Origin of the sequence: Luteimonas sp. MC1895 (assembly GCF_016457215.1) — a bacterium.
GTDB lineage: Bacteria > Pseudomonadota > Gammaproteobacteria > Xanthomonadales > Xanthomonadaceae > Luteimonas.
The window spans coordinates 428,061-441,997 of sequence record NZ_JAEMDY010000002.1 but is presented as its reverse complement, the minus strand read 5'-3'; the positions used below and the strand labels follow the sequence as shown (position 1 = coordinate 441,997).

The 13,937-nt window shown below is 71.8% G+C and carries 11 protein-coding genes and 1 tRNA gene; 7 read left to right on the top strand and 5 right to left on the bottom strand.

The window, feature by feature from the left end:
- Positions 1-56 precede the first annotated feature (56 nt).
- Positions 57-2,003, top strand: coding sequence for a choice-of-anchor X domain-containing protein (locus JG616_RS07625; protein WP_199392195.1), 1,947 nt, complete (start codon positions 57-59; stop codon positions 2,001-2,003).
- A 36-nt stretch (positions 2,004-2,039) separates the two neighbouring features.
- On the opposite strand, the gene zapE is transcribed toward JG616_RS07625, so the two are convergent.
- The 4 genes from zapE to JG616_RS07605 all read right to left on the bottom strand — a co-directional run bounded on the left by zapE (position 2,040) and on the right by JG616_RS07605 (position 5,913).
- A complete protein-coding gene (zapE, locus tag JG616_RS07620; protein ID WP_199362590.1) occupies positions 2,040-3,179 on the bottom strand; it encodes a cell division protein ZapE in 1,140 nt (379 codons plus the stop codon).
- A complete protein-coding gene (locus JG616_RS07615) occupies positions 3,172-3,843 on the bottom strand; it encodes an alpha/beta fold hydrolase (protein WP_199392194.1) in 672 nt (223 codons plus the stop codon). Before JG616_RS07615 ends, zapE begins: the two co-directional genes overlap by 8 nt.
- A 49-nt stretch (positions 3,844-3,892) precedes the next feature.
- Positions 3,893-5,320, bottom strand: coding sequence for an ExeM/NucH family extracellular endonuclease (locus tag JG616_RS07610; protein WP_199392193.1), 1,428 nt, complete (start codon positions 5,318-5,320; stop codon positions 3,893-3,895).
- Between the two features lie 77 nt (positions 5,321-5,397).
- A complete protein-coding gene (locus JG616_RS07605) occupies positions 5,398-5,913 on the bottom strand; it encodes a c-type cytochrome (RefSeq protein ID WP_199362587.1) in 516 nt (171 codons plus the stop codon).
- A gap of 270 nt (positions 5,914-6,183) precedes the next feature.
- Between JG616_RS07605 and JG616_RS07600 the strand changes: the two genes are divergently transcribed.
- The 5 genes from JG616_RS07600 (at position 6,184) to JG616_RS07585 (ending at position 12,825) form a co-directional block, all read left to right on the top strand.
- Positions 6,184-7,893 carry a sodium:solute symporter family protein gene (locus tag JG616_RS07600; protein WP_199362586.1) on the top strand — a complete coding sequence of 570 codons (1,710 nt, stop codon included), beginning with the start codon at positions 6,184-6,186 and terminating at the stop codon, positions 7,891-7,893.
- The gene (locus JG616_RS13655) at positions 7,890-8,021 is read left to right on the top strand and encodes a putative transporter small subunit (protein ID WP_235973014.1); all 132 of its coding nucleotides are present in this window, start codon (positions 7,890-7,892) and stop codon (positions 8,019-8,021) included. The genes JG616_RS07600 and JG616_RS13655 overlap by 4 nt, the downstream gene beginning before the upstream one ends.
- A 229-nt stretch (positions 8,022-8,250) precedes the next feature.
- On the top strand, positions 8,251-9,456 hold the full coding sequence (locus tag JG616_RS07595; RefSeq protein WP_199362585.1) for a glycosyltransferase: 1,206 nt from the start codon (positions 8,251-8,253) through the stop codon (positions 9,454-9,456).
- Positions 9,453-10,619, top strand: coding sequence for a UDP-galactopyranose mutase (gene glf, locus JG616_RS07590; protein WP_199392192.1), 1,167 nt, complete (start codon positions 9,453-9,455; stop codon positions 10,617-10,619). The genes JG616_RS07595 and glf overlap by 4 nt, the downstream gene beginning before the upstream one ends.
- A 4-nt stretch (positions 10,620-10,623) precedes the next feature.
- Positions 10,624-12,825 (top strand): sugar nucleotide-binding protein, encoded by a 2,202-nt coding sequence (locus JG616_RS07585; protein WP_199392191.1) that lies wholly within the window; start codon positions 10,624-10,626, stop codon positions 12,823-12,825.
- Between the two features lie 15 nt (positions 12,826-12,840).
- Here the strand turns inward: JG616_RS07585 and JG616_RS07580 are convergent.
- Positions 12,841-12,917 (bottom strand) — tRNA-Arg (locus JG616_RS07580).
- 108 nt (positions 12,918-13,025) lie between these two features.
- Here JG616_RS07580 and ubiA point away from each other — a divergent pair.
- Positions 13,026-13,937 carry a 4-hydroxybenzoate octaprenyltransferase gene (gene ubiA / locus JG616_RS07575; protein WP_199392190.1) on the top strand — a complete coding sequence of 304 codons (912 nt, stop codon included), beginning with the start codon at positions 13,026-13,028 and terminating at the stop codon, positions 13,935-13,937.

The window sequence follows — 13,937 nt, the reverse complement described above, 5'->3', positions numbered from 1 at the left end:
TATAAGGGGGCGCGGCGGATGGGGATCCGCCCACAACCCGACGGGAGAGAGCCGGTATGGGCAAGCGGACGAAAGCAGTCGTGCGCACGCTGCTGTGTGCGTCGCTGGGCATGGTGATCGGAACGGGTGCGGCCGTCGCGGCCGATGCAGGCACGCTGCTGCCGAAGCAGCTTGCGGGCCCGGCCACGGAGTTCGCCGCGATGCGGGCGCCGGATCCGGCGGACGCCGCGATCCTCTCGCGCAGCGCACTGCTGCCAGTGGCCTTCGATGCGTCCGGGCGCGCCGAGCTGCGCGTTCCGGTGCACCAGGGCCGGCTGGAGGCGATGCTGCTTTCCGGCGGCGCGGACTGGTCGCCGCGGCTGCTGTCGCCAGCCGGCGTGGAGCTGCCGCGCGCGACGCTTGCCCGCCACGCGCAGGACGCACGCCTGGGCGGCGAACACGATGGCCAGGGCGGCACCGTGCTCCGCCTCGACGGCCTGGTGCGCGGCGACTGGACGCTGCGCCTGCAGGCGCAGCCCGGTGGCGAACGCCGCGGCTACCTGCTGCTGAAGGGCGACGACGCGCTCGAGCTCGCCTCGCACCAGGCGCACCGTCGCCAACTGGTGGGCGAGCGGATGGACATCGTCGCGATGCTGGCCGCCGACGACGGCAGCGCTGTCGCGCTGGGCCGCGACGCCGGGCATATCCGCTCCGCGCAGCTGCGGATCGTGGCGCCCGACGGCCGCGAGTCCCTGCAGCCGATGTTCGACGACGGTCGCCACGGCGACGGCGCCGCTGGCGACGGCCGCCTGGCCGGCGGCTTCGTGCCAGGCGCGGCCGGTACCTGGATCGCGCAGGTCATCGTGCATGGCCACGACCGCAGCGGCACGCCCTTCGTGCGCACGGCCGAGCATGCGCTGCCGGTGATCGCCGCCGGCCCGCGGCTGGCGACGGCCGCGGCCACCGCGTCGTACGCGGCACCCGGCCGGCTGGCGGTGCGGCTGCCGCTTGCTGACGCGAAGCCCGGATCGCACTACCGCGTGCTGGCCGAGGTCTGGGGCCGCGACGGCCGGGGCGGCGAGGTGCCGGTGGCCTGGATCGGCGGCATGGCCGAAGCCGGTCCGGACGGCCTGTCGCTCGGTCTCGACGAGCGCTGGATCGCGCGCTCCGGGGCCGGGGCGCCGTTCGAACTGCGCGCGCTCCGGATCGAGGATCCCGACCACTTCATCCCGCTGGCCACCGCCGCGCGCCTGCCGCTGTCGACGCCGCGCCTGCGCCTCCAGCGCAGCGGCATGTCGACCGCCATCGACGAGCTGATGACCATGGGGCCGCGCCCGGCATCGCCCGATGCGCGCGCCACCGCCACCGGACGCAAGCTGGTGCTGGTGCATGGCTACTGTTCCGGCGGCGTGTGGCCGCAGGCGCAGTTCGCCAATTCGGCCACCTTCCTCGATGCCAACCAGAACCGCAGCCACGACCAGTTCGCCCAGCGCATCAAGACCTTCGGCGCGCAATGGAACTCGTTCGGCACCGTCGCCCACAGCCAGGGCGGCGCGGCTTCGCTGCACCTCTACGCCTACTACTGGAGCGGACTGGACAACGCCGCCGGTTCGCGGCTGATGCAGTCGGTGGGCACGCCCTATCAGGGCACCAACCTGTCGGGGATCCTGGCCACCGTGGGCAACTGGTTCGGCGTGGCCTGCGGATCGAACAGCAACATGACCTACAGCGGCGCCTCCGCCTGGCTGGCGGGCATCCCGACCTCGGCGCGCGCGAAGGTGAACTACTACACCACCGCCTTCCGCACCACGAACTGGTACACCAACGACTACTGCAACGCCGCCAGCGACCTGGTGCTGGGCGACCCGGAGGACGGCACGGTCGAACGCGCCTATGCCCAGCTTCCCGGCGCGACCAACCGCGGCCACACCGCGGGCCAGTGCCACACCGCGGGCATGCGTGATCCCGCGCAGTACCGCGACGCCGCCCGCAACGCCACGATGAGCGCAAACGCCGCGCGTTGACGTGGTCGCGCCCTGTAGGAGCGGCTGCAGCCGCTCCTACAGGTGGGGGCGGGCGAGGTAGGCGGTGGACTGCATCTCGCTCAGGCGGGATGCCGTCCGTTCGAAGGCGCCGGCCAGCCGCTCGCCCGCGTACAGGGCGTGCGGCGGCGCGTCGGCGGTGCAGACCAGCTTGACGTTGCGGTCGTAGGCCTCGTCGATGAAGGTGACGAAGCGGCGCGCGGCGTCGTCGCGCGTCGCATCCATCAACGGGATTCCACCCAGCAGCACGGTATGGAACTCGGTGGCGATCTCGATGTAGTCGGACGAGCCGCGCGGGCCTTCGCACAGCGCGGCGAAATCGAACCAGGCCATGCCCGGGCAGCGCGCGCGGGTGGCGATGCGGCGGCCGCCGAGCTCGATGCTGCCGTCGCGGTGCGCGTCGTCGCCGCCGAGCGCCCGCCAGCGCGAGGCCAGCCAGGCGTTGGATCCGGCGTCCAGCGGCGCCTGGTAGACCGGCGAGCGGGTCAGCTCGCGCAGCCGGTAGTCGGTGTCGCTGACGATCTCCAGGACCTGGCAGTGCGTCTCCAGCAGCGTGATCGCGGGCAGGAAGCGCGCGCGCTGCAGGCCGTCGGCGTACAGGCCCGAGGGCTGGATGTTGGAGGTCGTCACCAGCACGATGCCCTCGGCGAACATGCGCTCCAGCACGCGCGCCAGCAGCATGGCGTCGCCGATGTCGCTGACGAAGAACTCGTCCAGCACCAGCAGGCGCAGCGAGCGCCGCCATTCGGCCACGATCGAGGCCAGCGGGTCGCGCTCGCCGGCGTGTTCGCGCAGGCGCTCGTGGACCACGCGCATGAAGCGGTGGAAGTGGGTGCGGCGCTTGCCGTTGCCGTCGCCGCCGGTCGCGTCCAGCTTCGCCACCGGCAGCGGCAGCCCGGCGTAGAACAGGTCGACCATGAAGGTCTTGCCGCGGCCCACGCCGCCCCAGAGGTAGAGGCCCTGCGGAGTGGTCTGGCCCTTGCCGCCACCGAGGGTGCGCGCCAGCCAGCCGCGCCGGGGCGCGGCCAGCAGCGCGTGGTGCACGCGGTCGAGCGCGGCCAGAGGCGCGTGCTGCGCGGGATCGTCGGTCCACTCGCCGCGGGCAACGCCCTCGCGGTAGGCCTGCGACGGCGCCGGTGACGCGGCTGCGTCAGCCACGGGCCGCCGGCAGGTGGCGACGGACGCCGCTCCTGATCGCACCGCGCAGGTCGATCAGCTTGCGGTGGAAGAAGTGGCTGGTGTCGGGCATCCGCACCAGCTCCGGTTCGGCCTTGAGGCGCTCCAGCCAGGCATACACGGCCTGCGGGTCGACCACCTCGTCGGCTTCGCCCTGCACCACCAGCCAGGGCATGGTCGGGGTGGTGACCGACGCGAAATCCCAGCGCCCGGCCGGCGGTGCGATCGAGATGAGCATCGACGGCTGCAGCTCGGCGGCCATCGCCAGGCTGACATAGGCGCCGAAGCTGAAGCCCGCCAGCCACAGCTGGTCGTCCGGGCGGCTGGCGCGGACCCAGTCCGCCACCGCGCGCAGGTCGTCCTGTTCGCCACGGCCCTCGTCGTACTGGCCCCCGGATGCGCCGGTGCCGCGGAAGTTGAAGCGCACCGTGGCCAGGCCCGACTCGCGCAGCGCGCGCGCGGCCATCGTGACCACCTTGTTGTGCATGGTGCCGCCCTCGGTGGGCAGCGGATGGCAGACGATGGCGGTGGCCGGCAGCCGCTCGACGTCGTCGCCGGGCAGGTCCACCGCCACCTCGAGCGCGCCGGTGGGTCCGGGCAAGGTCAGGGTGCCGGATGCGTCCGGGAATGCGGGGTGGCTGGTCATGCGGCCATGATAAGCGCTGCGGCGCCGGCGCCCGGCGACGGCCGGCCGTTCAGCGCGGCGAGCGCAGCCGCAGACCCACGACGGCGGGGTCGTGGTCGGACGCACGCCACGGCGAAGATGCCTGTTCCCCGGCGTTGGCCGCCGGATCGACGACGTTCGACGCCTCATCGGCGTTGCTGTGCCAGATCGCCGCATCCTGCAGCCGGTCGCCGAGCGCGGGGCTCAGCAGCACGTGGTCGAGGCGACCCGCCTGGGCGTCGTACACATAGGTATAGGGCTGGCCCGCGTCGGCGGTGGCCAGCGCGTCGCGCCAGCCGGCGGCGATGAAGCCGCGGACCGGGTCTTCCTGCGCGTAGGCGTTGAGGTCGCCGAGCACCGCGACCAGGTCGCTGCCGCTGCCGGTGGGATCGCCGGCCAGCCAGTCGCGCAGGGCTTGGCCCGAGGCGCGGCGCGTGGCGTTGAAGCAGGCCTGGCCATCGCCCTGGTCGAGGTCGGCCCCGGCGGCGTCGCGGCAGCCCTTGGACTTGAAGTGGTTGGCGACCACGACGAAGGCCGGCCCGCGGCCGGCACGGAAGGCCTGGGCCAGCGGCGCCCGGCTGAGCGGCCCGAACGGCCCGGCCTCGAGCGTCGCCGGGCGACCGACCGGGGCCACGCGGTCGGCACGGTAGATCATGCCGACGCGGATGGGGTTGTCGCCGGGACCGCGGCCGGCATCCACCAGCCGCCAGCGCAGGCCCTGCGGATCCAGCGCGGCCACCAGCTGCGCCAGGCTCGACTCGGCGCCATGGCCGTCGTTCTCCAGCTCCAGCAGGGCGACGATGTCGGCGTCCAGCGAGGACAGCGTGGCCACCAGGCGCGCGAGCTGGGCCGCGTATTCGCCGGGGGTACGAGCGCCGCGTGCGGTGGGGAAACCGCCGCCCTGGCCGTCGCCGTTGAACAGGTTCTGCAGGTTGAGGCTGGCCAGGCGCAGTTCGCCCTCCACCGTCGGCGCCGCGGGCCGGGTGGCCGGCTGCAGCGTGTCGACGTCGGCCAGCGCCAGCCGCGGGCCGGCGTCATCGACGGTGAGCACGCCTTCCACCGCCTCGAGCGTTCCGCCGCTGCGCCAGACCTGCGCATGTCGCGCCACCCTGGGTGCCAGCACTAGGGTCAGGCTGCGCGCGCGGTTGGCCGCGGCCACGGCCTGGGCCGCCGCGCCCGGCAGCGCGACCTCGGTGGGCGTGCGCAGGCGTTCGCCGAACGCCGCGACCACGCTCGCGTCGCGCTCCAGGCGATGGTTGCCCGAGATCACCAGAGGCGCGGTGATGCGCACGCGCCGGCCATCCAGCGCGGACCAGTCGGACGGCGCCGTCGCGATGTCGACGACGCCGGCGGAGGTGGCCGGAGGCGCGGGCGCAGCCGGCGGACGCGACGCCAGGCCGGCGCAGCCGGCAAGCGCCAGCACCAGGCTCAGGGACAGGGCGGTGTTCATGCGGGTCATGGTCGTGCGTCCGGGTGGCGAGGGCGGAAACGAAGACGCCGCCCGGAAGGCGGCGTCGGTCGCGGCGGTTGGCCGGCTTACTGCAGGTTGTCGACCATCCAGTCGACGGTGGCCACGACCTGCTCATCGGTCAGCGCCGGGTTGCCGCCCTTGGCCGGCATCATGCCGGCGGCGCCGGTGAAGCCTTCGATGGCGTGGCGGTTCAGCGTCTCGGCACCCTGCGCGATGCGCGCGGCCCACTCGGCGCGCACCATCTTCGGCGCGCCACCGGCGCCCGAGGTGTGGCAGCCCGCGCACAGGTTGTTGTAGATCACCGAGCCATCGAGCGTCCCGCCATAGGCGACCTGCGCGGCGGCGGACGCGGCGGCTGCAGCGGCGGCCGCGGCCTGCGCGGCGGCGCCGGTGTCGCCGGCATACACGGCGCCGATCGGCGCGATGCGGCTGGCGGTGCGCTGCGCGACGCCCGGGTCGACTTCGGTGGGAAGCGACTTGTGCACGAAATAGGAACCCACGATCAGGCCGAAGGTGACCAGGGACAGGAAGCCGATCACCAGCGAGAAGCGCTTGAGGAAGTCGAGGTCGTAGTTGCGCACGGAACACCTTGATGGGCGTGGCCGGGCGGCCACAGCTGCGCAGGATTATAGAGCACAGGTCCGCGGGCGGGGCGCCATCTGCTAGGATGACGCCTTCGCCGCGCCTCCGATGCCTGCCGTCCATTGACGGTTTCCGGAGGTGCCCCAAGGCGCAGCTGGCCCGGTTTTCCCGCGCTGCAGACCCGCTCCGGACGCACCCCTGCGCCGGGCGACTGCGTGCTGCGTCCCGACAAGCCCGTGTGGCTTCACCAAGGGAGCGCCCGACCGCCCGTGGCCGAATCATCGTTCTACCAGCTCCAGACCCCGACCGTCCTGCTCCTGCTGCTCGCCTTCTACGGCGGCACGTTCCTGATGTCCCGGCGCATCGCGCTCAAGGACGAGAGCGTCGACGGCTACATGACCTCCAACGGCGCGGTGGGCTACGGCATCTCCGCCGCCAGCATGACCGCCACCTGGATCTGGGCGGCCTCCTTCTACGCCGCCGCCACCTCCGGCTACAAGTACGGCATCTCCGGGCCGATCCACTACGGGCTGTGGGGCGCGCTGATGATCCTCTTCATCTATCCCTTCGGCCGCCGCTTCCGCGAGGTCGCGCCCGAGGCGCATACGCTGGCCGAGATCATGCACGCCCGCCACGGGCGCTCCAGCCAGCTGATCCTGGCCGGCTCCAACATCGCCGGCAGCGTGATCAGCCTGATGGCCAACTTCACCGCCGCCGGCGCGCTGGTGGCGATGCTGTCGCCGCTGGACTTCGTGCACGGCGTGATGATCGCCGGCATCGGCACGCTGTCGTACACGCTGTGGTCGGGCTTCCGCGCATCGGTCCTGACCGACGTGGTGCAGGTGGCGGCGATGCTCGGCGCGGCCGCGCTGATCATTCCGCTGGTGTTCTTCAATGCCGGCGGCATCGAGGCCGTCTCGCAGGGCTGGGACCGGCTGAGCGCCGAACAGGCGTCGATGTTCTCGAAGACCGCCTTCCTCGAACAGGGCGCGCCGTACTTCGTCGCCGTGCTGGCCTATGCGATCGGCAACCAGACCATCGCCCAGCGCCTGTTCGCGGTGCGCGAGGACCTGATCAAGCCGACCTTCATCTCGGCCACCATCAGCTACGGCGCGACGGTGATCGGACTGGGCATGCTGGGCGTGGTGGCGCTGATGGTCGGCATCGAGCCGGCCGGCGGCGACCACAACAACCTGATCCCGCAGATGGCCTCGAACTACCTGGGCCCGGTGATGATCGGCGTGTTCTTCATCATGGTGATCGGCTCGCTGTCGTCCACCGCCGACTCCGACCTTGCCGCGCTGTCGTCGATCATGATGACCGACATCTACGGCAAGAACCTCGCGCGCGGCAAGGTGAACCCGGCCACGATGCTGTGGGTTGGACGCATCACCATGATCGTCGCCACCACCGCCGGGCTGATCTTCGCCAGCTTCCGGATCGACATCCTGGCGCTGCTGGTGTTCGTGGGCGCACTGTGGGGCTCGATCGTGTTCCCGGTGATCGCCAGCTTCTACTGGAAGAAGGTCAACAACCGCGCCTTCACCACCGCGGTCCTGGTGTCGCTGGTGGCGTTCACCGTGGCGCGTTTCCAGCTGCTGCCGATCGTGGGCGTGTACGCGCTGGTGCTGGAGCTGTTCGCGACCGTCGGCATTGGCGTGGTGCTGGGGCTGATGACCTTCGGCTTCTTCGGCAAGCGCGCCGGGCTGACCGTGGGCGCGCTGGCGATGGTGGTGCTCGCGCCGTTCACCTTCGGCTTCCTGCGCGACTACCCGGTGCTGCTGAGTTCACTCAACGCCTATGGCGTGAGCACCGTGGTCTGCTCGCTGCTCAGCTTCCGCAGCCGCGAGGATTTCGACTTCGCGCTGCTGGCCAAGCGCGTGCGCAACTTCGAGCCGGCTCCGCCAGCGCCGGCGCCCGCGTCCGCGGCGGGGCGAAACGATGGCATCCCGGCACTGGCAAAGGAGGCGACCCGATGAGGGACCTGTTGATGGTGGCCTACGTGCTGACCTGGCCGGTGATCGTGCTGGTGATGATGTTCGTCATGGGGCGCGGCGTCTGGCGTGACGTGCGCCGCGCGCGCCGCAGGCGCGAAGACCTGGTGTGAGACAGCGCCGGAAGCGCGCCATGCCTCGGCCCGTGCAGGCAAATGACGCGTTCATGCAGATTGCGCTGGCGTCCACGCGCCAGCCTTCACCCTGCTGGGATGGGAGGGGGGAGGAGACTCGGCCACCCCCACCCGATGGTTCCCCACAATGGACAGGCCACCCCATGCGTCACTCCGTCAGCCACAGGACCGCTCCGCGTCCGGGCAGGCGCTGGCCGCGGACATTTCCTTGCACGATTCACCGCGCTCGCTCGCCGCGGCGCCGCAGCCGATCCGGGTCCCCGGGACGCGTGGCTTCCCCCTCATCGTGCACTGCCATCTGCGCTGGGACTTCGTCTGGCAACGCCCGCAGCAGCTGTTCTCGCGCCTGGCGCCGGATCATCCGGTCCTCTTCATCGAGGAACCGATGCACGGGGCGGCGGAGCCGTCGCTCGACATCACCGAGCCCTTTCCCAACCTCGTCCGCCTGGTGCCGCAGCTGCCGCACGGCGCGGCCGGGGACAGCGACGGCGAGTGGCGCCTGCTGCTGCCGCTGATCGAGCACGCGCTGGCCACCCATCCGCTGATGGCCGGCCGCTATGACGATGCCGTGCAGTGGTTCTATTCGCCCATGAGCGCGCCGGTGCTGCTGGGCCGCTTCGGCACCCGGGGCACGGTGTACGACTGCATGGACGAACTGGCGAACTTCCGCTTCGCGCCGCCGGACATCACCGAGCGCGAGCAGTACCTGATGGCGCGCGCCGACATCGTCTACACCGGCGGCCACCAGCTCTTCGAATCCAAGTCGCGGCACCATTCCAACGTGCACTTCCACGGCTGCGGCGTCGATGCGAGCCACTTCGGCCGCGCGCGCCTGGCGTCGACGCAGGTGCCGGAGCGGGTGGCCAGCCTGCCGGGCCCGGTATTCGGCTATTTCGGCGTGATCGACGAGCGACTGGACTACGGCCTTATCGAAGCCCTCGCGCGCGACTTCCCGGAGGCCTCGGTCGTGATGGCCGGCCCGCTGGCCAAGGTCTCGGCCGAGGAGCTTCCCGACCTGCCCAACATCCATTGGCTCGGCCAGCAGGCGTATGACGCGCTGCCGGCGCTGGTGAAGGGCTTCGACGTCTGCCTGATGCCGTTCGCACTCAACGAGGCGACGCGCTGCATCAACCCGACCAAGACGCTGGAATACATGGCCGCAGGGAAGCCCATCGTTTCGACGGCGGTTCCGGACGTGGTCCACCACTTCACGCCGGTCGTCTCCGTGGCGCAGGACCACGAAGGATTCCTCGACGCGGTGGCGCTGGCCGCGCGCGAGCCGGATCCGGTGCTGCTGCGCGAAGGCATCGCGCGTGCCATGCAGGCGTCGTGGGACTCCACCGTCGCGACGATGCGGACCGAGCTGCTGGACGCGGTGCGCGCGGTGCGTGCCGAAGCGGCGACCGCGCAATGAAGCCGGTCCTGGTGGTCGGCGCCGGCTTCTCCGGTGCCGTGGTCGCGCGGCAGCTGGCCGAGGCCGGCCTGCAGGTGCTGGTGATCGACCGGCGCGACCATATCGGCGGCAACGCGCACGACCGCCCCGACGCGCACGGCGTGCTGGTGCATCCCTACGGGCCGCACATCTTCCACACCAACGCGGCGCGCATCTTCGATTACCTCTCGCGCTTCACCGGCTGGCGGCCGTACGAGCACCGCGTGCTGGCCAGCGTGGACGGGATGCTGGTCCCGGTGCCGATCAACATCGACACCGTCAACCGGCTGTACGGACTGGACCTGGACGAGGGCAGCATCCAGGCCTTCTACGACCGGGTCCGCGAGCCACGCGACCCGATCACCACCAGCGAGGACGTGGTGGTCAATGCCGTCGGCCACGACCTCTACCGCAAGTTCTTCCAGGGCTATACGCGCAAGCAGTGGGGGCTGGATCCGTCCGAGCTGGCGGCGTCGGTGGCCGCGCGCGTGCCGGTGCGCACCGACCGCGACGACCGCTACTTCACCGACCGCTACCAGTGCATGCCCGACGAAGGCTATACGCGCATGTTCGAGCGGCTGCTCGACCATCCGGGCATCCGCGTCGAGACCGGCGTCGACTTCTTCCGGCATCGCGACCGGCTGGACGCGCGGCACACGGTCTACACCGGGCCGGTCGATGCCTGGTTCGGGCACTACTTCGGCGCGCTGCCCTACCGATCGCTGCGCTTCGAGCACGAGCACCTGCCGGACACGCCGCAGTTCCAGACGGTGGGTACGGTGAACTATCCGAACGAACACGCGTACACGCGCATCACCGAGTTCCGCCATCTCACCGGCCAGGCGCACGGCGGCACTTCGATCGTGCGCGAATACCCGCAGGACGAAGGCGAGCCCTACTACCCGGTGCCCAGGCCGCAGAACGAAGCGCTGTACAAGCGCTACGAGGCCCTGGCCTTGCAGGAGCGCGGCGTGACCTTCGTCGGCCGGCTGGCGCAGTACCGGTACTACAACATGGACCAGTGCGTGGGCGCGGCGCTGAAGGCGGCCGAGTACGTGCTCGAGAAACTCGACCTGCCCGCGGTGGACGCGGTTCCGCAGCGCAGCGCGGCGATGGTGGCGGAGCCGGCGACGCCGGGCGCCTAGGGCCATGCGCGGCGCGGCCGCACGCCAGCCCTCCGGTGACGCGGCCCCCGAGCTGTGGGGCGGCGTGGAATGCACGATCAATCGGGTGCGCGATCGCTGGTTCAGCCAGCTCGAACGCAGCGGTCACCTGCAGCGCGAGTCGGATCTCGACGCCTTCGCCGCGCTGGGCGTGCGCGCGCTGCGCCAGCCGGTGCTGTGGGAACAGGTCGCGCCCGACGAGGCCCAGGACGGTGACTGGGCGTGGGCGACGCGTCGTCTGCAGCGCCTGCGCGCGCTGGACATCGAACCCATCGTCGGCCTCGTCCACCACGGCAGCGGTCCGGCGCACACCAGCCTGGTGTCGCCCTGCTTCCCGGCCAAGCTGGCCGCATACGCGGGGGCCGTGGCGACGCGCTACCCATGGGTCACCCACTACACGCCGGTCAACGAGCCGCTGACGACGGCACGCTTCAGCGGGCTCTACGGCCACTGGTATCCGCACGGCCGCGATCCCGCCATCTTCTGGCGTGCGCTGCACGCGCAGTGCCGCGGCACGGTGCTGGCGATGCAGGCGATCCGGGCGGTCCAGCCCGACGCGCGCCTGGTGCAGACCGACGACCTGGGCCGCACCTGGTCGACGCCTCGCCTGGCCCACCAGGCGGCGTTCAACAACCAGCTGCGCTGGCTGGGCTGGGACCTGCTGTGCGGAACCGTCGACCCGGGCCACGCGCTCTGGAGCTGGCTGCTGGACGTCTGCGCCGCGCGGCCCGACGAGATCCTCTGGTTCGCCGCGCATCCCTGCCCGCCGGACATCGTCGGCATCAACCACTACGTCACCAGCAACCGCTTCCTCGACGAGCGGCTCGAGCGCTATCCGCCCGACACCCACGGGGGCAACGGCCGCGAACGCTATGCCGACGTCGAGGCGGTGCGCGTGCTCGAGGGACACGCCGGTGGCATCGGCGCGCTGCTCGGCGAGGCCTGGGCGCGCTATGGCCGCCCGATCGCGGTGACCGAAGTGCACCTGCACGCGCCGCGCGAGGACCAGCTGCGCTGGCTGTGGGACAGCTGGCAGGCGGCCTGCGCCGCGCGCCGCGAGGGTATCGACGTGCGCGCGGTCACCGTGTGGGCGCTGCTCGGCAGCCGCGACTGGGACGGCCTGCTGACCCAGCACAGCGACTATTACGAGCCCGGCGCCTTCGACGTGCGCAACGGCCGCCGCCGCCCGACCGCAATCGCGCGGCTGGCGCGCGACCTGGCGACCGGCGACGCCCCGGGACACCCGGTGCTGTCAGGGCCGGGCTGGTGGGCGCGGCCGGAGCGGCTGCTGCATCCGCGGGTGGACATGGCCGAGGCGCGGAATGCCGCGGCTGGCCCGGGCGCGCCCGCGCGGCCGCTGCTGATCACCGGCGCGAGCGGCACGCTGGGCCGCGCGTTCGCCCGCATCTGCATCGCGCGCGGGCTGGCGCACCGCCTGCTGGACCGCGCCGCGCTCGATATCGCCGACCCGGCGGCGGTGCACGATGCGCTGGCGCGCTGGCAGCCATGGGCGGTGGTGAATGCCGCGGGTTACGTGCGCGTCGACGAGGCCGAGCGCGACCACGCACGCTGCTTCCGCGAGAACAGCGACGGGCCTGCCACGCTGGCCGCCGGCTGCGCCCGTGCCGGCGTCGCCTTCGCGACCTTCTCCAGCGACCTGGTGTTCGACGGCGCCGGCGACGCGCCCTACCTGGAGGACGCGGCCGTGGCCCCGCTCAGCGTCTATGGCGAGAGCAAGGCGCGCGCCGAATCACGCGTCCTGGCCCACCATCCGGCGGCCCTGGTGGTCCGGACCAGCGCGTTCTTCGGACCGTGGGACCCGCACAACTTCGTCTCCTGCGCGCTGCGCGCCCTGGGCCAGGGCGCGCCCTTCGCCGCGGCCGAGGACGTGACCGTCTCGCCGACCTACGTGCCCGACCTGGTGCACGCCTGCCTGGACCTGCTGGTCGACGGCGAATCGGGCGTCTGGCACCTGACCAATGGCCAACCCGTCACCTGGGCCGACTTCGCGCGCCGCGCGGCGGCCGCGGCCGGGACCGATGCACGCAGCCTCCGGCCCTGCAGGGCCGACGGACTGGGCTGGGTGGCGCGGCGTCCGCGCTACAGCGCGCTGGGAACGTCCAGGGTGTTCGCGATGCCGGGCCTGGACGATGCCATCCTGCGCTGCGTGCGCAGCATGGCGGCCTGATGCCGCGAAAGACGATGGCGCGCCTGGAGGGATTCGAACCCCCGACCAATGGCTTCGGAAGCCACTACTCTATCCGGCTGAGCTACAGGCGCGCAGACCGCCATTTTCCACTATCCCGGCGGATGTTGCGAGCGGCATGTAGCGTCGGCCCCGGCGCCTGCCCGCCGCCCGCGACGAAGGCCGGCGGTACCATGGGCGCCATGTCCTACGAACGTTACGAGTCGCGCACGCCTGCCGTGGCCGGCTGGCGCGAACGCCTTGGCCTGTACTGGAAACTCATGCGCGCGGACCGGCCGATCGGCTGGCTGCTGCTGCTCTGGCCCACGTGGTGGGGCCTGTGGATCGCGGCCGGGGGCCTGCCGCCGCCGTGGATCCTGTTCGTCTTCAGCGCCGGCGTGTGGCTCACGCGCGCGGCCGGCTGCGTGATCAACGATTACGCCGACCGATGGCTGGATCCGCACGTCAAGCGCACCCGCGAGCGCCCGCTGGCGACCGGTGCGGTCCGCGGCCGCGAGGCCCTGGCGCTGTTCGCGGTGCTGATGCTGGCGGCCTTCGCGCTGGTGCTGACGCTCAACCGGCTGACCATCCTGATGAGCCTCGTCGGCGTGTTCCTGGCCGCGACCTATCCCTACCTCAAGCGCTATACCCACCTGCCGCAGGTCTACCTCGGCATGGCCTTCGGCTGGGGCATCCCGATGGCCTTCGCCGCCGTGCAGGGCGAAGTGCCGCCGGTGGCCTGGGTGCTGTACGCCACCAACATCCTGTGGTCGACGGCGTACGACACCTGGTACGCCATGGTCGACCGCGATGACGACCTGCGCATCGGCTCGAAGTCGACCGCGATCCTGTTCGGCGACATGGACCTGGTGATCCAGGGCGTGCTGTACGCGCTGGTGTTCCTGGGCCTGGGCCTGGTCGGGCGGCAGGCGGAGCTGGGAACCTGGTACTGGGCCGGCCTTGCGGTGGCCTTCGTGCTGGTGCTGCGCCAGTTCTGGATCTGCCGCCATCGCGAGCGCGAGCCCTGCTTCCGCGCCTTCCTCGACAACCACTGGGTGGGCATGGTGGTGTTCGCCGGCATCGCGGCCGATCTCGCGCTGCGCGGGCCGGCCTGA

Bases quoted from the DNA above. Each gene is read 5' to 3' on its own strand.
- JG616_RS07625 (WP_199392195.1), top strand. From the start codon at position 57: ATGGGCAAGCGGACGAAAGCAGTCGTGCGCACGCTGCTGTGTGCGTCG.
- JG616_RS07615 (WP_199392194.1), bottom strand. From the start codon at position 3,843: ATGACCAGCCACCCCGCATTCCCGGACGCATCCGGCACCCTGACCTTG.
- JG616_RS07610 (WP_199392193.1), bottom strand. From the start codon at position 5,320: ATGACCCGCATGAACACCGCCCTGTCCCTGAGCCTGGTGCTGGCGCTT.
- JG616_RS13655 (WP_235973014.1), top strand. From the start codon at position 7,890: ATGAGGGACCTGTTGATGGTGGCCTACGTGCTGACCTGGCCGGTGATC.
- glf (WP_199392192.1), top strand. From the start codon at position 9,453: ATGAAGCCGGTCCTGGTGGTCGGCGCCGGCTTCTCCGGTGCCGTGGTC.
- JG616_RS07585 (WP_199392191.1), top strand. From the start codon at position 10,624: ATGCGCGGCGCGGCCGCACGCCAGCCCTCCGGTGACGCGGCCCCCGAG.
- ubiA (WP_199392190.1), top strand. From the start codon at position 13,026: ATGTCCTACGAACGTTACGAGTCGCGCACGCCTGCCGTGGCCGGCTGG.